General features: G+C 67.7%; 17 protein-coding genes. 9 read left to right on the forward strand and 8 right to left on the reverse strand.

All coding sequences use genetic code 11. The features are described 5' to 3' along the window. The first annotated feature begins 173 nt into the window (after positions 1–173). On the forward strand, positions 174–1,358 hold the full coding sequence (locus FHP25_RS17760) for a GNAT family N-acetyltransferase (protein WP_147848285.1): 1,185 nt from the start codon (positions 174–176) through the stop codon (positions 1,356–1,358). A 126-nt stretch (positions 1,359–1,484) separates the two neighbouring features. Here the strand turns inward: FHP25_RS17760 and FHP25_RS17765 are convergent, their stop codons facing one another. Further along, positions 1,485–2,273, reverse strand: a complete 789-nt coding sequence (locus FHP25_RS17765; protein WP_147848286.1) for an alpha/beta fold hydrolase — start codon at positions 2,271–2,273, stop codon at positions 1,485–1,487. Beyond that, positions 2,270–3,508: an LLM class flavin-dependent oxidoreductase gene (locus FHP25_RS17770; protein ID WP_147848287.1), complete on the reverse strand. Its 1,239-nt coding sequence runs from the start codon at positions 3,506–3,508 to the stop codon at positions 2,270–2,272. The genes FHP25_RS17765 and FHP25_RS17770 overlap by 4 nt, the downstream gene beginning before the upstream one ends. A gap of 159 nt (positions 3,509–3,667) precedes the next feature. Here FHP25_RS17770 and FHP25_RS17775 point away from each other — a divergent pair, with 159 nt between their 5' ends. From FHP25_RS17775 to FHP25_RS17805, 7 genes are all read left to right on the forward strand, one after another. Then, the gene (locus FHP25_RS17775) at positions 3,668–5,179 is read left to right on the forward strand and encodes an acyl-CoA synthetase (protein ID WP_147848288.1); all 1,512 of its coding nucleotides are present in this window, start codon (positions 3,668–3,670) and stop codon (positions 5,177–5,179) included. A 74-nt stretch (positions 5,180–5,253) separates the two neighbouring features. Then, complete coding sequence (locus tag FHP25_RS17780) at positions 5,254–6,483, forward strand: ABC transporter substrate-binding protein (RefSeq protein ID WP_147848289.1); 1,230 nt, start codon at positions 5,254–5,256, stop codon at positions 6,481–6,483. Between the two features lie 213 nt (positions 6,484–6,696). Beyond that, complete coding sequence (locus FHP25_RS17785) at positions 6,697–7,581, forward strand: branched-chain amino acid ABC transporter permease (RefSeq protein ID WP_147848290.1); 885 nt, start codon at positions 6,697–6,699, stop codon at positions 7,579–7,581. Then, on the forward strand, positions 7,578–9,404 hold the full coding sequence (locus tag FHP25_RS17790) for a branched-chain amino acid ABC transporter ATP-binding protein/permease (protein ID WP_147848291.1): 1,827 nt from the start codon (positions 7,578–7,580) through the stop codon (positions 9,402–9,404). The genes FHP25_RS17785 and FHP25_RS17790 overlap by 4 nt, the downstream gene beginning before the upstream one ends. Beyond that, a complete protein-coding gene (locus tag FHP25_RS17795; RefSeq protein ID WP_147848292.1) occupies positions 9,397–10,107 on the forward strand; it encodes an ABC transporter ATP-binding protein in 711 nt (236 codons plus the stop codon). The genes FHP25_RS17790 and FHP25_RS17795 overlap by 8 nt, the downstream gene beginning before the upstream one ends. A gap of 137 nt (positions 10,108–10,244) precedes the next feature. Continuing rightward, entirely contained in the window at positions 10,245–11,108 is an 864-nt protein-coding gene (locus FHP25_RS17800; RefSeq protein WP_147848293.1) for an alpha/beta hydrolase, read from the forward strand. A 134-nt stretch (positions 11,109–11,242) separates the two neighbouring features. After that, entirely contained in the window at positions 11,243–11,671 is a 429-nt protein-coding gene (locus FHP25_RS17805; RefSeq protein WP_147848294.1) for a universal stress protein, read from the forward strand. Between the two features lie 6 nt (positions 11,672–11,677). On the opposite strand, the gene FHP25_RS17810 is transcribed toward FHP25_RS17805, so the two are convergent. The 4 genes from FHP25_RS17810 to FHP25_RS17825 form a co-directional block, all read right to left on the reverse strand. Beyond that, positions 11,678–11,944 (reverse strand): putative signal transducing protein, encoded by a 267-nt coding sequence (locus tag FHP25_RS17810; protein ID WP_147848295.1) that lies wholly within the window; start codon positions 11,942–11,944, stop codon positions 11,678–11,680. Between the two features lie 87 nt (positions 11,945–12,031). Next, entirely contained in the window at positions 12,032–14,335 is a 2,304-nt protein-coding gene (gene clpA, locus FHP25_RS17815; RefSeq protein ID WP_147848296.1) for an ATP-dependent Clp protease ATP-binding subunit ClpA, read from the reverse strand. Between the two features lie 32 nt (positions 14,336–14,367). Further along, positions 14,368–14,727, reverse strand: a complete 360-nt coding sequence (clpS, locus tag FHP25_RS17820; RefSeq protein ID WP_231712370.1) for an ATP-dependent Clp protease adapter ClpS — start codon at positions 14,725–14,727, stop codon at positions 14,368–14,370. Positions 14,728–15,006: 279 nt separating this feature from the next. After that, positions 15,007–15,696, reverse strand: coding sequence for a hypothetical protein (locus FHP25_RS17825; protein ID WP_147848297.1), 690 nt, complete (start codon positions 15,694–15,696; stop codon positions 15,007–15,009). A gap of 184 nt (positions 15,697–15,880) precedes the next feature. Between FHP25_RS17825 and FHP25_RS17830 the strand changes: the two genes are divergently transcribed. Beyond that, a complete protein-coding gene (locus FHP25_RS17830) occupies positions 15,881–17,338 on the forward strand; it encodes a serine hydrolase (RefSeq protein WP_147848298.1) in 1,458 nt (485 codons plus the stop codon). A gap of 74 nt (positions 17,339–17,412) precedes the next feature. Here FHP25_RS17830 and FHP25_RS17835 read toward each other — a convergent pair whose 3' ends face one another. Beyond that, positions 17,413–17,856, reverse strand: a complete 444-nt coding sequence (locus FHP25_RS17835) for a gamma-glutamylcyclotransferase family protein (protein ID WP_178133599.1) — start codon at positions 17,854–17,856, stop codon at positions 17,413–17,415. 105 nt (positions 17,857–17,961) lie between these two features. Beyond that, complete coding sequence (gene pgmG, locus FHP25_RS17840) at positions 17,962–19,356, reverse strand: phosphoglucomutase/phosphomannomutase PgmG (RefSeq protein WP_147848300.1); 1,395 nt, start codon at positions 19,354–19,356, stop codon at positions 17,962–17,964. Positions 19,357–19,417 lie beyond the last annotated feature (61 nt).

Genomic DNA, 19,417 nt, shown 5'->3' on the forward strand with positions numbered 1-19,417 from the left:
CGGACGACCCTCGGACTTGCCGCTATCCCGGGTTGTCGACACCGGTCCGTCACATTCTCGTTCCATCGTCACGCGCATCAGACCCGCGCAACGGGTGGCCCGTCGCATGGCGTAGTCTGCTACGCTGCGCCTTGGCATGATTTGGCACAGTCCCAGCAAGGCCGACGCAAGCCATGGACGGACAGGAAACACGCATCGAGATCCGCATCGTCGACAGCGTCACCAAGGTGCCGGCTGCCGAATGGGACGCCTGCGCGCTGGCGCCGGAAGCCGCCGGCAACCCGTTCCTCAGCCACGGCTTCCTGAAGGCGCTGGAGGACAGCCGCTGCCTGGGCCGGCGGACCGGCTGGCAGCCGCAATACCTGGTCGCCACCGACGAAGCCGGCATGACGCTGGGCATCGTGCCGATGTTCCTCAAGAGTCATTCCCAGGGCGAGTACGTGTTCGATCACGGCTGGGCGCAGGCGCTCGAGCGGGCCGGCGGGCGCTACTATCCCAAGCTTCAGGTGTCGGCCCCGTTCACGCCCGTGCCCGGCCCGCGCATCCTGCTGCGGCCGGGGCCGCTGGCCGACGGCGTCTTCGATGTCCTGGTCGAGGCGATGGTGAAGATCGCCGACGACAACCGCATCTCGTCCATCCACGTGACCTTCTGCCCCGAGCAGCAATGGCAGCGGCTGGAAGCGCACGGCTTCCTGCGCCGGCTGGGCCGGCAATACCACTGGCACAATCACGGCTACGAGAGCTTCGATGCGTTCCTGGCGACGCTGAACTCACGCAAGCGCAAGGCGATCCGCAAGGAGCGCGCCGCCGTGGCGCGCAATGGCCTGCGCCTCTATCCGCTGACCGGCGCGGAGATCACGTCCTGGCACTGGGATGCGTTCTTCGCCTTCTACATGGATACGGCCGACCGCAAATGGGGCAGCCCGTACCTGAACCGCGAGTTCTTCCATTGCCTGGGCGCATCGCTGGCCGAGCGTGTCGTGCTGATCTTCGCGGAGATGGACAGACGGCCGGTTGCCGGCGCGCTCAACCTGCGCGGTGACGATGCCCTGTTCGGCCGCAACTGGGGCTGCGTCGAGACCTGCAACTTCCTGCATTTCGAGACCTGCTACTACCAGGCGATCGACTACGCCATTGCCCACAAGCTGGCGCGTGTCGAGGCCGGGGCGCAGGGTGAGCACAAGATCCAGCGCGGCTACCTGCCGATGGCCACCTACTCCGCCCACTGGATCCGCGACGCCCGCTTTCGCGACGCGGTCAAGCGCTTCGTCGACGAGGAGCGGCCGGCCGTCGAAGCCGATATCTGCGCGCTGATGGAATACTCCCCGTTCCGCAAGGAAGGCGACGCGGCGGGCTGAGCCGCCGGGACGACCGCATACGGCCCTTCTGTCATCCCGAGCGCAGCGAGGGATCTCCTGCGGCAAGGCGCACCGTGCGCCATTCGCGGGAGATCCCTCGCTGCGCTCGGGATGACGGCCCGGTCGTCAGGCCGACGCCTTGGCGGCAAAAGCGCGCACGACGTCCGCTGTCTCCGCCGGCGCCTCGAGCGGCATCATGTGACCGGCGGGCACCGTCGCCGTCGATGCGCCAACGACGAGCGCAGAGAACGTCGATGCATAGGCCGAGCCGGTGATCCGGTCCTGCGCCCCCCACACCAGCAGGGTCGGTGCCGCGATCCGGTGCAGCCGCTTCTTCAATCCCTTGTCCGGCAGCGGCCATAGCAGCTTGGCAGCGGCGATCAGGGCCTGCCGTCGGCGCAGGATGGCGGCGTTGCGCTCCGCCTTGTCGGGGCTCTGGCTGTTGAAGGCCGCGGCGGCCTCGGACTGCGCATCGGCGAACAGCACCCGGGTCAGCGCGCCGGGCGTGAGCCCGAAGATATCCGGCAGCGGCGCCTCGTCGAGCCACAGGCCCAGCGGCGCCAGCGCGGCGAGCAGCTGCGTGCGGCGCCGGAAGAGCGCGGCGTATTCCGCCGCCGCGGCGCCGCCGAAGTCATGGCCCGCAAGCATGACACGATCGATCCCGACCACGTCCAGGACGTCGTCGAGCCAGACCGAGAGATCGTAGAACGAGTCGATGTCGTCCAGGCCGTCGCTGGCGCCGTAGCCGGGCAGATGCGGCGCGATCACGGTGTGGTGCCGGGCCAGCGCCTCGACCAGCGGCATCGACCATTCCAGGCCGAATGCGCCGTGCAGCCAGACCAGGGGCGCGCCGCTGCCGACGCGCACAAGCTCGACGGTCCAGCCGCGTCCGGGCAGGGTGTGACGCTCGCTCATGCCGCGCTCCCCAGGCCGCGGGATACCGGCTTGGGCAGGCGCGCGCCGCTCATCGGCCTGGGCCACCAATGGTCGGTCCACGTATCGTCCCACAGATGGCGCAGCTTCGGCACGACCTCGGTACCGATGCGCTGGATGTTGGCCATGGCCTTGTCGTGCGGCATGTCGCCGAACTGGGCCAGCACGCCCAGATGGCCGACATTGAGCGTGCGCGCCAGCTCCTCGAGCTGCTCCGTGACGCGCTTGGGGGTGCCGGCGATCACTGTGCCCGACTCGATCATCTCCTGCCACGTGGTCTCGATGATGCGCGCCGACTTCTGCTGCGATTCCATACCCATCTTGATCGTGTTCAGCGTGCGGTAGCCGGGCGCCTCGACGAAGCCGCCGTAGACATGCTGCGTCTTGTTGAAGAACCACTCGGCATGCGGCCCGAACTTCTCGGCCACCTCGTCGTCAGAATCGCCGACCGCGACGAACTGCACGAAGCCGCCCTGGTAGGGATTGCGCGGCTTGCCCATGCGCTCGAGCGTGTCCCAGAACCCGTCCAGGAAGACCTTGCCGCGCTTGTAGCCCGAGAACGAGAGATAGCTGTAGAGGAAGTCGTTCTCGGCGCAGTAGTCCCAGGTCTCCACCGAGCCGCCGCCTGGAATCCAGATCGGCGGATGCGGCTTCTGGATCGGCTTGGGCCAGCAGTTCACGTAGCGCAGCTGCGTGAACCTGCCGTTGAAGGAGAACACGTCGTTGCGCCGCCAGGCCTCCAGGATCAGCTTCACGCCTTCGTAGTACTTGTCGCGCAAGGTCGTCGGCACCTGGCCGTAGGCGTAGTTGGTGTCCATGCTGGTGCCGACCGGGAAGCCAGCCACCAGGCGGCCGCCGCTGATGCAGTCGAGCATCGCGAACTCTTCGGCGATCCGCAGCGGCGGGTTGTAGAGCGCCACCGAATTGCCGAGCACGACCAGCGCGACGTCACGCGTGCGGCGCGACAGCGCCGCGGCAATCAGGTTCGGCGACGGCATCAGCCCGTAGCCGTTGGCGTGATGCTCGTTGACGCAGATGCCGTCGAAGCCGACATCGGCGGCATGCTCGAGCTGATCCATGTACTCGTTGTAGAGCTGGTTGCCCTTGGCCGGGTCGAACAGGTCGCCGGGGATATCGACCCAGACGCTGGGGAACCGTTGCGGGAAGTCCATCGGCAGGAAGCGATACGGCATGAGATGGAAAAACATGAACTTCATTCGCCGATCACCTCCGCTTGCCCCATCGCTGCTGCGTTTTCGTACGCCGATTAGGTTCTTGCCAATGTATGAATGGCTGTTCATGATGCAATCAAATTTCCAACAGAGCTGCGATGTGCGGTTGGCCGAGCCTGATCACTCGGCGCTGACGGGGGGACGATGGACGTTCAGTACGATTGGATCGCACATCACGCGTCGTATGCCCCGGACAGCCTCGCCCATGAGGATCTACACAGCGGCCGACGGTTCACGTACCGCCAGATGCATCAGCGCGTCGATCGCCTGGCTGCTTATCTGCAGCGCACGGCCGGCATCATCGCCGACGATCGCGTGGCGACGCTGTGCCACAACTCGACGGACAACTACGAGATTCTGTTCGCCTGCCAGCGCGCCGGCGCGATCCAGCTGCCGTTGAACTGGCGCCTTGCCGTCCCCGAGCTCGAGTTCATCGTCAAGGATGCCGAGCCGCGGATCCTGTTCTACAGCGAGGAGTTCGCCGACCAGGCGCAGCGCCTGAAGGAGCTGTGCGGCATCCCCCGCCTGGTGCTCAAGCGCGACGGCCAGGACAGTGATTACGAGCAGGCCATCGCCAGCACGGACGCCGCGCCAACGCCCGTGCCGCGGGCGCTCGATGACATCTGGATGCTGCTCTACACGTCAGGCACGACGGGACGCCCGAAAGGCGCGCAGCTCACCTATCGCGGCCATCTCTTCAACTGCATCAACGCCACGATGAAGGGCGAGCTGACACGGCGTTCCAAGTCGCTGGTGTTCCTGCCGCAGTTCCATGTCGGCGGCGTCTGCCTCTACGCGCTGCCCGGCTTTCATCTCGGCGGCGCCACGATGATCATGCGGCAGTTCGAGGCGGAAACCTGCCTCAAGCTGCTGGCCGATCCGTCATCCGGCGTCACCCACACCTTCGGCGTGCCGACCAACTTCCTGTTCATGAGCCAGCTGCCGGCATTCGCCGAGGCCCGCTTCGATCATCTCGTCAGCGTCGGCATCGGCGGCGCCGCCTCGCCGCTGGCGCTGCTGGAGCTCTATGCCGGCAAGGGCCTGCTGTTCCAGCAGGGCTGGGGCATGACGGAGACCTGCTCGATCGGCACCCTGCTCAGCAAGGAGCGCGCCCTCGACAAGATCGGCTCGTCCGGCCAGCAGGTCCTGCACACGTCGCTGCGCATCGTCGACGCCGAAGGCCGGGACCTGCCGAACGGCGAGGTCGGCGAGCTGCTGATCAAGGGGCCGACCGTCACGCCCGGCTACTGGCGGCGGGCGGAAGCAAACCGCGCAACCATCGTCGATGGCTGGCTGAAGACCGGCGACGCGGCCTATATCGACGACGAGGGCTTCTGCTACATCGTGGACCGCTGGAAGGACATGTACATATCCGGCGGCGAGAACGTCTATCCGGCCGAGGTCGAGGATGCGATCTACCGGCTGCCGGGAGTCGCCGAATGCGCCGTGATCGGCGTGCCGGACAAGAAGTGGGGCGAGGTCGGCCGCGCGTTCGTGGTGCCGCGCGACGGCACCAATCTCACCGAGAGCGCCGTCATCGATCACTGCGGCGCGAACCTGGCGCGCTACAAGGTGCCGAAATCCGTGCGCTTCCTGGCCGAGCTGCCGCACAACGCCACCGGCAAGATCACCAAGCACGCCCTGCCGCGCGACTGATGCGCGACGGCACCGGCTGGCTGCCGGCAGCGCCGGAGATATGACACCTGATTCGAATGTGGAGGGAAATGGCAATGAATGCGCAAACGAGATCACGGCCGGTCCTGACGGCGCTTGCGGCAGCTGCGGTCGCAGCGGCGATGTCCACCGCCCTGCCCGCCCTGGCCCAGACGGTGAAGATCGGCACCACGGGGGCGCTGACCGGGCCCTACAACGAGTTCGGCGAAGGTGTGCGCCGCGGCGCGTTGCTGGCAATCGAGCGCTGGAACGCCAAGGGCGGCGTGCTCGGCCGGCAGATCGAGCTGGCAATGGCGCTGGACGACCAGCTCGTGCCCGACCGCGCGGTGCAGAATCTGCGGCGCATCCTCGACACGCCCGACATCGACGTCATCATCGGGCCCGGCGGCAGCGGCCCGACCCTGGCGGTGATCGACATGGCGACCGTCGACGGCCGGCCCTACTGCAACCCGCAGGCGCAGACACCGTCGATCGTCTACCCCGACGGCCTCGACAAGCCGGCGCGCAAGAACGTGATCTCGACCGCGATCCAGAATGACGTCGAGGCCAAGGCGCTGGGCAACTACGTGGCGCCGCGGTTCAAGAAGATCGGCATCATGCACGAGAGCACCGGCTACGGCGTCTCCGGCGCGCAGCTGCTGTCGGCCCAGGTCGAGCAGGCGACCAAGGGCAAGCCGGTCGCGGTCGAGGCCTACAACCAGCGGGCCCAGGACATGACCGCCCAGATCAGCCGCGTGCAGCGCGCCGGCGCCGACGTGCTGGTGGTCATCGGCCTGGGCGCCGACATGGCCGTGGTCCGCCGCAACATGCTGCGGCTGGGCTTCGACGTGCCGCTGATCACGAGCGGCGGCGGCATCTCGCTGCCCTACAAGGAGGGCGCCGGCGAGCTGGCGGTCGGCACGCGCGCCACGATGGTCGGCACCTACACGCCGGGCACGGCCCCCAAGGGCATCGCCAAGGACCTGTCGGACGCCTACGCCGCCAAGTTCGGCAAGGACCGCTGGTGGGGCGACGATCCCACGAGCCCGCAGGTGTACTTTGCCCTTACCGTCGGCGCCGGCTTCGACTGCGCCAGCATGCTGCTGGAAGGCGTGCGCCGCGCCGGCGCCACCGACAAGGCCAAGGTCGTCGACGCGCTGAACGGCCTCACCGGCTACGCGGTGTCCAACGGCACCGCCAACTTCTCGCCAACGCAGCACAACCTGTTGACTCCCGAGCAGATCGCCGTCTTCGAGTATGTGAAGGGCGAGAAGGGCCAGGTGGCGCTGCGGCTAACCAAGCAATAGCTGCGACAAGGTGATCGGCCTAAGCGCAGCGAAGGACCTTGCGGTGGTTTGAACCGTCGTCATCCCGAGCGCAGCGAGGGATCTCCCGCGGAAGGAGTCCCCATTGCAGGGAGATCCCTCGCTGCGCTCGGGATGACGGTTTGATCGCACGACCGAAAGGTCCCTCGCTCCGCTCGGGACGACGAATCTCACGCACCATCCGGAGCCATCCTCATGACCTTTGCCGGCCAGCTCATCTTCGCGGGCGTGTGCGTGGGCGCGGTCTATGCGCTGATCGCGCTCGGCCTCAACCTGACCTTCTGGGCAACGCGCACGCTGAACTTCGGCCAAGGGTCGCTGATGATGCTCTGCGCCGTCGTCGCCGTCATGGTGTTCGACGGCGGCTTCAACATCTATCTCGGCCTGCTGGCCGGCGTCGCGGTGGCGGGCGTGATCGCGGCCGCCACCGAGGCGATCGCGATCCGGCCGATCACGCGGCTCACCGGCAGCATGGGCTGGGTGGTCACGACGCTGGGCGTCGGCATCTTCCTGCAGGGCTTCGTCTCGAAGTTCTTCGGCTCGCAGGCGCTGGCTTTCCCCTCGTTCCTGTTCTCGCCGCGCGATTACGTGTCGGTGCTCGGCGTGCGCCTGTCGGCGCAATACCTGATCATCCTAGTGATTGCGCTGGCGCTGGTGCTGCTGTTCGAGCTGTTCCAGCGCCGCACCGCCTGGGGCCGCGCCCTGCAGGCGGTCGCCGCCGATCAGGACCTCGCCGCCGTCATGGGCATTCCGGTGCGGCTGGTGGTCACGCTCTCGTTCGTGGCCAGCGGCCTGCTGGCCGGCGTGGCCGGCGCGCTGGTGGCCCAGATCACCGGCACGGTCGACGCCGCATTCGGCTTCAACCTGCTGATCTTCGGCTTCGTGGCCGCGGTGATCGGCGGCATGGGCAACACCTGGGGCGCGCTGCTGGGCGGCATCTTCCTGGGCATCATGGAGAAGCTGGTGGGCGGCTACGTCTCGACCGCTGCCGAGCAGGCGATCGCCTTCGCCCTGCTCATGATCATGCTGGCCGTGCGCCCCGAAGGGCTTCTCGGCGAGAAGGAGTTCGTCAAGGTATGAACGCCTTTCGCCACGCCATGGCCAGGATCCTGGGCCAGCCGCTGCTGGGGCTGGCGGTCGTTGTCGCGCTCTGGTTCTGGGCCGGCATGATCGACCGTGCCACCGTCCAGCTGCTGTCGTTCCTGATGCTGAACATCCTGCTGGCGCAGAGCATCAACCTGCTCACAGGCATCGCGGGCCAGATCTCGCTGGGCCATGCCGGCTTCTTCGCGATCGGGGCCTACGCCGCCGGCGTGCTCACCAAGAGCCACGGCATCTCGGTGCCGCTCGCCCTGATCCTGGCCGTGGCCCTGACCGCTGCCGTGGGCTGGCTGCTGGCCATCCCGGCCGGTCGGGTCAAGGAGTTCTACCTGGCGATGATGACCGCCGGCTTCGGCCTGCTGTGCTTCGAGATCGCCAAGGAATGGTCGTCGGTCACCGGCGGCGTCGTCGGGCTGAGCGGCATCGCCTCGCCCACCCTGCGCAACCTCAAGGTCCTGGGCTGGACATTCGACGCGGTCGACCTGTTCCGCGCCATGCTGGTGGCCACCGCGATCGTGCTGCTGCTGATGCGCAATCTCGTGCAGTCGTATCATGGCCGCGCGTTCTTCGCCGTGCAGGCCAGCGAGATCGCAGCCGGCAGCATGGGTATCGCGCGCGGCCAGGTGAAGCGGCGGGCCTACGCCATCAGCGGCGCCATGGCCGGGCTGGCCGGCGCCCTCTACGCCCACCTGGTCGGCTATCTTGGCCCCGACAGCTTCGGCATCATGCGCTCGGTCGAGGTGCTGGTGATGGCGATCGTCGGCGGCATGGGCACCATCGTCGGACCGATCCTGGGCGCTGCGCTCTTCACCTGGCTGCCGGAGCGGCTGCAGGTCTTCGCCGAGTACCAGTTCATGGTCTACGGCCTGATCCTGATGGTGATCTTCCTGGTGCTGCGGCGCGGGATCGCCGGCGCGCTGACCGAGCCGACCCGCTTCATCGCCGTGCGCGCGATGGCAGCCGCGCGCGCCGCCGACACCAAGCCGGCCGCGCCTGCGCCCGCGACGAACCCGGGACCGGCCGACCGGCCGGCGCTGCTCGAGGTGCGTGACCTCGCCCGCAACTTCGCCGGCCTGGTGGCGCTGGACGGCGTGTCGTTGTCGCTGCGCCCGGGCCGGATCACGGCTCTGATCGGCCCCAACGGCTCGGGCAAGAGCACGCTGGTCAACGTCGTGAGCGGCATCTACCAGCCCAGCCGCGGCCATGTCGTGCTGGACGGCGAGGAGATCGGCGGCAAGCCCGACCACATGATCGCGCAGCGTGGCCTGATCCGCACCTTCCAGGATCCGCGGCTGGTGCCCAGCTTCACGGTGCGCGAGAACATCCTGCTGGGCGGCCAGCGTCATTTCCGCAGCCCCATGCTGGCGGCGGCGCTGCGCTGGCCGTCGACCCTGCGTGAGGAGGCCGACATGGTGCGGCGCGCCGAGCAGGTCATGGCGCTGGCCGGCCTGGACGGCGTGGCGGACCAGATCATCGACTCCCTGCCTTACGGCTATCGCCGGCTGGTCGAGGTCGGACGTGCGATCATGGCCGAGCCCACCGTCGTGCTGCTCGACGAGCCGGCCGCCGGCCTGTCCGAGGCCGAGCTGGGCCGGCTCGCCACGATGATCCGCCATCTGCGCGACACGGGCAAAGCCGTGCTGCTGATCGAGCACCACATGGATTTCGTCAACGATATCGTGGACGACGTGGTGGTGCTGGACAGCGGCCGCGAGATCTATCGCGGCGACATGCGCGGCATGCGCGAGGACCCGGCTGTGATCGCGGCCTATCTCGGTGTCGGGCAGAACGACCATGCTTGAGCTGAAGAACGTCAGCGTCGCCTACGGCAGCATCCGTGCGCTGCGCGGCATCGACATGGTGGTGCAGCCAGGAAAGATCACCGCCGTCCTCGGCGCCAACGGCGCCGGCAAGTCCTCGCTGCTGCGTGCCATCGCCGGCATCGCGCCGGTGACGGAGGGCGATCTGCTCTACCGCAACGCCAGCCTGAAGCCCTACCCGGCGCATCGGCGCGCCCGCATGGGCATCTCGCTCGCCATGGAAGGACGACGCCTGTTCCGTCACATGGCGGTGGAGGAGAATCTCCTGCTGGCATGGAGCTTCGGGCCGCGCCGCACGCCTTTCGCGCAGGCCGTCAGGTCGGTCTATGACGCCTTCCCGATCCTGGGTGAACGGCGGACCACCAAGGCCGGCATGCTGTCGGGCGGCCAGCAGCAGATGCTGATCCTGTCGTCGGTGACCATCCGCGAGCCGGAGCTGATGCTGCTGGACGAGCCGTCGCTGGGCCTGGCGCCGATCATCGTGTCGCAGATCTTCGACTTCATCACCGCCTACGCCAAGGCCCGCGGCACGGCCGTGCTGCTGGCCGAGCAGATGGCCGTCATGGCGCTGCGTGTCGCCGACCACGGCTATGTGCTGCGCGGCGGCCAGGTGGTGATGCACGGCGCCAGCGACGAGCTGGTCAAGGCCGATATCGTGAGCAAGCTGTCGGCGGCCTATCTCTGAGCGTTGCCGGCAGCGCGCCACTGCCGTGGCGCGCCGGCGCGTAGCGCCGGATCATGAGCAGGGCCGAGGTGCGAGCCGGTCCTTCGGACCGGTGCGCCACGGAAGTGGCGCGCTCCCGGCGGTAGAAAGGTGCGACCATGGAACGCCAGGATGTCGTGTTCAATGCCAACGGAGTCATGCTGGCAGGCTGGCTGTACCGCCCGCCGCAGGCGCCGCCGCGCCATCCGCTGATCGTCATGAGCCACGGCTTCTCCGCCGTGATGGCGATGGGGCTGGCCGACTATGCCGAAGCCTTCGCGCGCGCAGGCTACGGCTGCCTGATCTATGACCATCGCAACTATGGGCAGAGCGGCGGCTGGCCACGTCACGAGACCGATCCCTGGCAGCAGGTCGAGGACATGCGCGCCGCAGTCTCGTTCGCCCGCACCCTGCCCTTCGTCGACCGCGATCGGGTCGGCCTATGGGGCACCAGCTACGCCGGCGGCCATGTGCTGACCGTGGGCGCCCTCGACAAGCGCGTCCGCTGCCTGGTGGCGCAGGTCCCGCTGGTGTCGGGCCAGCGCACGTTCGATAGCTGGGTGCCGGCCGACCGGCGCGCCCGCTTCATGGAGCGGCTGCTCGCGGACCGCGACCGGCGCGCGGAAGGACTGCCGCCGGGCACCACGCCGGCTGCCCTGCCGGGATCGGAAACCGAGGAATGGGCCAAGGCGGTCGATCGCACCGGCGCCTACCAGAATGTCGTGACACTGCGCAGCCTCGAGCTGCTGCGGACATATGAGCCGATCGCATTCGTCGAGCGCATCGCGCCGACGCCATTGCTCATGGTCGTGGCTGACCGCGACACGCAGACGCCCGTCGCCTGGCAGCACGAGGCCTTTGCCCTGGCAGGCGAGCCCAAGCGTCTGGTATCGCTGCCGGGGCGGCACTACGACCCCTATATGGGGCTGCTGTCCCAGTCGATCGACGCGGCGCTGGCCTGGTTTGCCGAGCATCTGAAATAGCCGCGAGGGACTTTGCTTCGAGAGGCGGTCTCGGTTTTTGAGCACGGTCGCATGCGACAGCCCTGCCCTGCCAGGGATCAAATCGGCGCTGCCGGGCGTTGTCCCGTAGTGATACGGCTGTGATGGAATGACAGATGACGGACAACGGTCTTCTCGTGGCGGTCGACGGCTCGGCGCATGCCGCTCGCGCCGTCGCCCATGCGATCTCCCTGGTGAAGCGCGGCCTTGCAACCCGGCTGCATCTGCTCAACGTGCAGCCACCGCTGGATGAGGCGATCGGAAAGCTGATCGCGCCGGAGACGATCGACGCCCATCGGCGGGACGCCGGCAACAAGGCGCTGAGCTCGGCGCAGGCGATGTGCGCGGATGCATCGGTGCCCGCCGAGTCGCATGTCGATGCCGGCCGGCCGGGCGCCGTCATCGTCGAGCAGGCCAGCGCGCTGGATTGCGCTGCGATCGTCATGGGCACGCGCGGCCATAGCGGCGCGGCCGGCATGTTGATGGGATCAGTGACCCAGGACGTCGTCAACCGCGGCAGCCGTCCGGTCTGGCTGGTGAAGTAGGTCTGCTCACCAGTCCTGCTCGTTCCAGTCCATCTCCTCGAACGCCATCGGATCGGCCAGCAATGCCTTGGCCGACGCGAGATCACCCGCGCGCACCTTCAGCTTGACCCCGCCCACCGCGTCGACCAGGCCGGTCGCGGCCATCGCGCCGTCGATCATCACCGACGGAATGCCGTTGGTGTCGAGCAGGCCGCGCGCCATGTGTGCCTGGGTCGGATCGCTGAAAGTCTCGAGCAGAACGAGCTCGTCACTGCGCGCCGGCGCGTCCGTCATCCCTTCCTCCTCCCACCAAAAGGAAGCGGCGCCGGTCGGTCTTCCGGCGCCGCCACTCGATTGCCTCGCCACGATCAGGCCGCCGGCCTACTCCACCATCACCGGCTCGGGCGGCGCCGGCGGCTTCTCGGCCGCCGGCGGCGGGAAGTCGAAGACCAGCTTGTCGTCCTCGACCCGGATCTTCACCACGCCGCCATCCTTGAGCCGGCCGAACAGGATCTCATCGGCCAGCGGCTTCTTGACGTGCTCCTGGATGATGCGCGCCAACGGCCGCGCGCCGTACAGGCGATCGTAGCCGCGCACCGCCAGCCACTTGCGCGCCTCGTCCGTCAGCTCGAACAGCACCCGGCGATCCGCCAGCTGCACCTCGAGCTCGGCGATGAACTTGTCGACCACCATGCCGACGATCTCGGCGCCGAGATTGGCGAACTTGATGATGGCATCGAGCCGGTTGCGGAACTCGGGCGCGAACAGCCGGTTGATGCTGTCGTCGTCCTCATCGGCTCGCGTCTCGCGACCGAAGCCGACCGGTGCTCGGGCGAGTTCGGCGGCACCGGCGTTGGTGGTCATGCACAGGATGACATTGCGGAAGTCGACGTTGCGGCCGTTGTGGTCCGTCAGCTTGCCGTAGTCCATGATCTGCAACAGTATGTTGAAGACGTCGGGATGCGCCTTCTCGATCTCGTCCAGCAGCACGACGCAATGCGGATGCTGGTTGACCTGGTCGGTCAGCAGGCCGCCCTGGTCGAAGCCGACATAGCCCGGCGGCGCGCCGATCAGGCGCGACACGCTGTGCCGCTCCATGTACTCCGACATGTCGAAGCGGACCAGCTCCAGGCCCAGCAGCTTGGCGAGCTGGCGCGTCACCTCGGTCTTGCCGACGCCGGTCGGGCCGGCCAGCAGGTAGCTGCCGATCGGCTTCTCCGGCGCGCGCAGGCCGGCGCGGGCCAGCTTGATGGCCGCCACCAGCTGCTCCACGGCACGGTCCTGGCCATAGACCACGGTCTTGAGGTTGCGCTCCAGGTGATGGAGCATCTCGGTGTCGTCCTTGGACACGCTCTTGGGTGGGATACGCGCGATCTTGGCGACGATCTCCTCGATATCGACGACATCGATGATCTTCTTGCGCTGGTCCTCGGTCTTCAGCATCTGCGCCGCGCCGACCTCGTCGATGACGTCGATCGCCTTGTCCGGCAGCTTGCGGTCGTTGATGTAGCGCGACGACAGCTCGACCGACGCCTTCACCGCCTCGTCGGTGTAGCTGACCTTGTGGTGCTCCTCGTAGACCGGCTTGAGGCCTTCCATGATCTTGATGGCGTCGCTCTGGGTCGGCTCCGGCACGTCGATCTTCTGGAAGCGCCGCACCAGGGCGCGGTCCTTCTCGAAGTGGTTGCGGTATTCCTTGTACGTGGTCGAGCCGACGCAGCGCAGTTCGCCGCTCTGCAGGCTGGGCTTCAGCAGGTTGGAGGCATCCATGGCGCCGCCGGACGTGGCGCCGGCGCCGATCACGGTATGGATCTCGTCGATGAACAGGATCGAGCCTTCGCGCGCCTTGAGCTCGTTGAGCACGGCCTTCAGCCGCTCCTCGAAGTCGCCGCGATAGCGCGTGCCGGCCAGCAGCGCGCCCATGTCGAGCGCGTAGATGGTGCAGGACTTCAGCACGTCCGGCACGCTGCCCTCGACGATGCGTCGCGCCAGGCCTTCGGCGATCGCCGTCTTGCCGACGCCCGGGTCACCGACATAGAGCGGATTGTTCTTGGTGCGCCGGCAGAGGATCTGCATCGTGCGCTCCAGCTCCAGCTCACGCCCGATGAGCGGGTCGATCTTGCCGTCGCGGGCCTTCTGGTTGAGGTCCACGCAATAGGCCTGCAACGCCTCGCCGCCGTCCTTCACGACCTTCTCCGCGCCAGGAGAGTCTTCATCGGCGCCGCGCACGCGACGGCTCTCGCCGCGCCCGGGCGTCTTGGCGATGCCGTGGCTGATGAAGTTCACCGCATCAAGCCGCGACATGCCCTGCTGCTGCAGGAAGTAGACCGCATGGCTCTCGCGTTCGGAGAAGATCGCGACCAGCACATTGGCACCGGTCACCTCCTCGCGACCCGAGGACTGCACATGAATGGCGGCGCGCTGCACCACGCGCTGGAAGCCGGCCGTCGGCTGCGGATCGCCGACGCTGTCGGTGACCAGGCCGGCCAGCTCGTTGTCGACGTAGCGGCCAAGATCGCGGCGCAGGCGCTCGAGATCGACACCGCAGGCCTTCAGCACGGCGGTCGCATCGGCATCGTCCAGCAGGGACAACAGCAGGTGTTCGAGTGTCGCGTATTCGTGCCGACGTTCGTTCGCCAGGCGCAACGCGCGGTGCAAGCTCTGTTCCAGATTCTTCGACAGCATTCTCGCAACTCCCGGCGCCGCAGCGCCTCAACCTACTCCTTTTCCAGCGTGCACTGCAGCGGGTGCTGGTGCTTGCGGGCCAGGTCCATGACCTGTGTCACCTTGGTCTCTGCGACCTCGTAGGTGTAGACGCCGCAGATCCCCACGCCTTTCTGGTGGACATGCAGCATGATGCGCGTCGCCTCTTCCCGGCTCTTGCTGAAGAACCGCTCCAGCACATGCACGACGAACTCCATGGGCGTGTAGTCGTCGTTGAGCATCAACACCTTGTACATCGACGGTTTCTTGGTCTTGGGCTTGGTCAGCGTGACCGTGCCGGTGCCCGGCCGGCCGGGATCGCCCGGATCCCCGCCGTCACCGTCACCATCCCGTCGCGGCGGCTCGCCGGTCATCACGAAGCCCGTCAGCCAAGCATGATCCGGCCCTGCGCGTCTACGGCGTCTGCCCAACATCACATCGTCCGATGCCACGATCGATCCACCACATCCCCGGAACATAGGTATTGCGGCCGACGACGGAAAGGTGCCGACATCGGCACCGCCATCATACCGCGATACGACGCGCGACCCAACCGGTTCCGGACCGGTCGCAATCTCACGACTTGTTCACTGCCTGTCCCTGCGCACCCGCCTGGCCGCCTGCGCCGCCGCGCCGGCACATCGGGCGCCAGCCTAATAATCACGCAGCCCGTCACGCCCGACGGCCAGCTGCCATTGGCGCCAGCGATCGCCGCGGAAGATCGCCGGCGCCAGGTCCCTGGGCTGCGCGACCGCCACGCCGGTCTTGTCGGCGGCAAACAGCGCCTCGGCAAAACGCACGCGGGCAAACTTGTCGGTCGGGTAGTGATAAGCGGCAAAGCCCCAGCGGCCATTGCGGCACGACGCCACGGTCCACCAGTAGTCGTTCGAAGGCAGCTCCAGGCCCGCCGGGGGTGGCCCGAAGCCGCCGCTCTGCTCGATGAGCGCGGTCAGACGGCCGAATTCAGCAGCCGACAGCTGGCTTTCGGCCCGCTTGCCGCGCCACGGGTCCAGGAACCCGCCCCAGTCACGCACCTCGACCGACGACAAGTCGCCGAGATCCGTCAGCACGCGCGACGTCAGGGTGGCACCGCCTGCCCCCTGCGGCGCCAGATCATAGGCCCGCACCTGCTGGTTCCAGATCGCGTTGTACACGAGGCGGATGTGGTTTGGACCACCCGCGGCGCAGCTCGCCTTGATGTCGGTGCCGCCGACATAACGGAACCAGTAGATGCTGCGGGTGAGCGGGTTGTCGACCTTGGGCTCGAGCTGGCTGTTGGCGCAGGCGGCCGGCGTCAGCAACATGACGGCGCCAACGACGATGCGCATGAAGCTGCCGGCCATGATCCACCTCCAGTCGACGATCGCGGGCACTCTAGTGCAAGGTCCCATCGGTAGAAAAGCGTCGTCCTATAACCCTTTGGCCTGACTTCTTTATTGCGGCCACCAAGCAATTCCTCTAACTTTATCCGCCTAGCGCCCAAGGCGTTGTCACAAAGTAATTTCCGTAGTTGCGGGTGGTAAAACCATGTTGGTGCCGCGTACCGCTGGCGTCTGGCTGTTCCCTGTCGCTCTGGCATCGGCGTTGGCATTCGCCCTCGCCCTGCTGGTGACGCCGGCTGAAGCGCAGACCCGCAAAGCCGTCCGACCGGCGGCCAAGCCCTACGCCAAGCAGTACACGAAGCGCACGCTGCCGCGCCGCGCCGCAGCGCCGGCGCCAGCACCGGTGGCCGCCAATCCCAATGTCGTCGGCCGTGACGCGATGCTGCTCGTCGACGCGGAAAGCGGCCGCGAGCTGGAGGCGCATGCCGCCGATGACCTGCGGCATCCAGCATCGCTCACCAAGATCATGACGCTCTATCTGACGTTCGGCGCGCTCGACGCCGGGCAGCTGAAGCTGAGCGACCGCCTGCCGGTCTCGGTCCGCGCAGCCAGCATGCAGCCATCCAAGCTGGGCGTGCCCGCTGGCGGCACCTTGATGGTCCGCGATGCCGTCATGGGCCTGATCACGCGTTCGGCCAACGACGCCGCCGTGGTGCTGGCGGAAGGCATCGCTGGCGATGAGGATTCGTTTGCCCAGCTCATGACGCAGAAGGCGCGCCAGCTGGGCATGACCAGCACGGTCTTCCGCAACGCCTCGGGCTTGCCGTCGACCTACCAGGTCACGACCGCGCGCGACCTCACCCGTCTGGCGCAGGCCATGCTGCGTGACTTCCCGCACTACTACCCGCTGTTCTCGACCCGTTCCTGGCCGTTCGGCCGGACCATCCTGACCAACCACAACCGCATGCTGGGCAACTACGCCGGCGCCGATGGCATCAAGACCGGCTACATCAATGCGTCCGGCTTCAATCTGGTGATGTCGGCCATGCGCGACAACCGGCGGCTGATCGGTGTCGTGCTCGGCGGCAATAGCGTCGGCGAGCGTGACGAGGTGATGGCCGACATGATGGATCGCGGCTTCGAGAAGTGCCGCACGATGCGCCTGGCGGCCTGGCAGCAGCCGCAGCAGCCGACGACGGCCCGCTACACCGCGATCAATTTCACCCCGGGCGCCGCGCCGGCCGAGCCGCAGCAGCAGGTGGCGCGGTCCTACAATCCGCCCAACGGCAGCCGATCGATTGCCGATGTCGTGAGCGAGCAGGCAGCCCCCACGACCGCTGCGGTCTCGCCGCTGGCGATGACGCGCGGGCCGACGCCGCCGCAGGGCAGCCAGGCTGCTGAAACACCCGCCGGCTGGGCCATTCAGCTCGGCAGCACCTTCGCCACCCGGCCCGCGGCCAATGCCGCGCTGCGGACCGCCCTGAGCCGGCTGCCGGGACTGCGCAGCGATGCGCGCCCTGCGGTCGATGCGCTCAAGAGCGCGCGCGGCCAGATCACCTACCGCGCCCGGCTGACCAACCTCGACGAAAGCGGCGCCGCCCGCGGCTGCCGCACGCTGAAGAACGCCAAGCTGTTCGCCTGCACGCCGGTGGCCGTGGAGTAGGCACGGCGATCGCACCGGCCCTCGTGTCATCCCGAGCGCAGCGAGGGATCTCCTGCGACAAGGCGCACGGCATGCTATTCGCGGGAGATCCCTCGCTGCGCTCGGGATGACAGAACGGGCAGCAACGCGGCCAGGAACTTCTCCTTGTCCCTCGCCTGCCAGGTCGCGAGCGACCAGTCGGTATCGGTCGGTGTGAAGGCGCCGGCCACGGGCTCGAACAGGAAGACGGCGCGCGGCCTCCGTTCGGGGAACTCGGCGAAGGTCCGCACCAGGCTGTAGCGCGGCCCCTCGTAGGCCGCCAACCGCTCGCTTTCGGCCTTGGAGACGTTGTCCAGGGTCAGCCCGTCGACGAAGCCGGCTGGTTCGCGCAGCACGATCGGGTAGCTGCCTTCGCGGATGGCGGTGCGCCGATAGCCGCGCAGGGTCGCCGGCTTCAATGCTGCCACGATGACCGGCCGCCCCAGCACACGCGCCAGCACGTCTCGATCCATCAGCGTGCCGTAGAAGAAGAAGCGCATCCCCTCGCCTGCTGTCGATGACGCCATTGCGGATGACCGTGCTGCGGCAGCAGCCGGCGCGGCGCTTCCGGCCGCCGCGCCGCAACGCTGGACGTGTTGTCTGTTCTAGTGTCCAGCCGAGGGGTTGTCCGGCATCGCCACGCCGCTGGCGGCCAGCGCCGCCTTCACCGCGTCCTTGAGCCGGTCAAGACCCGCCGCATCCCGCGCCTCGCACCGCGCCACCAGCACCGCCTGCGTGTTGGACGCGCGCAGCAGCCACCATCCGTCGGGCGTGCTCACCCGGACGCCGTCGACATCGGAGAATGTCGCCCCGGCCTTCTGCAGGCGCGCCTTGACCTCGTCGACCACCTTGAACTTGCGGTCTTCGTCGCAGTCGAAACGCAGCTCGGGGGTGTTCACCAGCTGCGGCAGCGCATCGCGCATCTCGGCCAGCGACCGCGGCGACGACGCCACGATATCGAGCAGGCGGACGCCGGCGTAGAGCGCGTCATCGAAGCCGTACCAGCGATCGGCGAAGAACACATGCCCGCTCATCTCGCCGGCCAGCGGCGAGCCCAGCTCGGCCATCTTCACTTTGATCAGCGAGTGGCCGGTCTTGTACATCAGCGGCGTGCCGCCAGCGGCCGCGATCTCGTCGAACAGCACCTGGCTGGCCTTCACATCGGCGATGATGGTGGCCCCGGGACGCTCCTTCAGGACGTCGCGTGCCCAGATCGCCAGCAGCTGGTCGCCCCACAGGATACGGCCCTGTCCGTCGATGGCGCCGATGCGATCGCCGTCGCCGTCGAAGGCGATGCCGAGATCGGCACCCTGCTTGCGCACCTCGGCCTTCAGGTCCTCGAGGTTGGCCTCGACGGTGGGGTCGGGATGATGCGCCGGGAACGTGCCGTCCACCCTTTCATAGAGGACGGTATGCTCGCCCGGCAGCCGGGAAATCACGTCGCGGATCGAGACGCCGACCGCGCCGTGGCCGGTATCCCACACCACCTTCAGCTTGCGGCCAGGCCGTGCGTCGCGCACCACGCGCGCCGCGTAGGCCTCGAGCACCGAGCGCTCGGTCAGGCCGCCGGCACCGGTGGCCACGTCACCCATCGCCGACAGCTGCCCCAGCGCCTGGATGTCGGCACCATAGAACGGCTTCTTGCCCATCATCATCTTGAAGCCGTTGTAGTCCGGCGGATTGTGCGAGCCGGTGATCATGATGCCGCCGTCGGCGTTGAGCTCGTAGACGGCGAAGTACAGCATCGGCGTGGCGCACAGGCCGATGCGCACGACGTCGACGCCGGCTGCGCGCAAGCCCTCGACGCAGGCCTCCTGAAGCGACGGCGAGCTCTGCCGGCCGTCATACCCCAAGGCCACCGTCTTGCCGCCGCCGCGCGCGACCATCGTGCCGAAGGCACGACCGATGGCCCGCGCATCGGCCGGGTGCAGGGTTTTACCCACGATGCCGCGGATATCGTATTCGCGCAGGATGGTCGGGTCGAAGCGATGAGCTGTCATACGGCGTCAATCCTTTGGGCTATGCGTCATTCCGGAAGAAGCACGACAGGAATCTCCGGCT

The organism is Vineibacter terrae (assembly GCF_008039615.1).
In the GTDB taxonomy this organism is placed as follows: Bacteria; Pseudomonadota; Alphaproteobacteria; order Reyranellales; family Reyranellaceae; genus Vineibacter; species Vineibacter terrae.

Bases quoted from the DNA above. Each gene is read 5' to 3' on its own strand.
- FHP25_RS17775 (WP_147848288.1), top strand. From the start codon at position 3,668: ATGGACGTTCAGTACGATTGGATCGCACATCACGCGTCGTATGCCCCG.
- clpS (WP_231712370.1), bottom strand. From the start codon at position 14,727: ATGACCGGCGAGCCGCCGCGACGGGATGGTGACGGTGACGGCGGGGAT.
- FHP25_RS17765 (WP_147848286.1), bottom strand. From the start codon at position 2,273: ATGAGCGAGCGTCACACCCTGCCCGGACGCGGCTGGACCGTCGAGCTT.
- FHP25_RS17835 (WP_178133599.1), bottom strand. From the start codon at position 17,856: ATGCGCTTCTTCTTCTACGGCACGCTGATGGATCGAGACGTGCTGGCG.
- FHP25_RS17770 (WP_147848287.1), bottom strand. From the start codon at position 3,508: ATGAAGTTCATGTTTTTCCATCTCATGCCGTATCGCTTCCTGCCGATG.
- FHP25_RS17780 (WP_147848289.1), top strand. From the start codon at position 5,254: ATGAATGCGCAAACGAGATCACGGCCGGTCCTGACGGCGCTTGCGGCA.
- FHP25_RS17825 (WP_147848297.1), bottom strand. From the start codon at position 15,696: ATGGCCGGCAGCTTCATGCGCATCGTCGTTGGCGCCGTCATGTTGCTG.
- FHP25_RS17760 (WP_147848285.1), top strand. From the start codon at position 174: ATGGACGGACAGGAAACACGCATCGAGATCCGCATCGTCGACAGCGTC.
- FHP25_RS17805 (WP_147848294.1), top strand. From the start codon at position 11,243: ATGACGGACAACGGTCTTCTCGTGGCGGTCGACGGCTCGGCGCATGCC.
- FHP25_RS17810 (WP_147848295.1), bottom strand. From the start codon at position 11,944: ATGACGGACGCGCCGGCGCGCAGTGACGAGCTCGTTCTGCTCGAGACT.
- FHP25_RS17800 (WP_147848293.1), top strand. From the start codon at position 10,245: ATGGAACGCCAGGATGTCGTGTTCAATGCCAACGGAGTCATGCTGGCA.
- pgmG (WP_147848300.1), bottom strand. From the start codon at position 19,356: ATGACAGCTCATCGCTTCGACCCGACCATCCTGCGCGAATACGATATC.
- clpA (WP_147848296.1), bottom strand. From the start codon at position 14,335: ATGCTGTCGAAGAATCTGGAACAGAGCTTGCACCGCGCGTTGCGCCTG.
- FHP25_RS17830 (WP_147848298.1), top strand. From the start codon at position 15,881: ATGTTGGTGCCGCGTACCGCTGGCGTCTGGCTGTTCCCTGTCGCTCTG.
- FHP25_RS17790 (WP_147848291.1), top strand. From the start codon at position 7,578: ATGAACGCCTTTCGCCACGCCATGGCCAGGATCCTGGGCCAGCCGCTG.
- FHP25_RS17795 (WP_147848292.1), top strand. From the start codon at position 9,397: ATGCTTGAGCTGAAGAACGTCAGCGTCGCCTACGGCAGCATCCGTGCG.
- FHP25_RS17785 (WP_147848290.1), top strand. From the start codon at position 6,697: ATGACCTTTGCCGGCCAGCTCATCTTCGCGGGCGTGTGCGTGGGCGCG.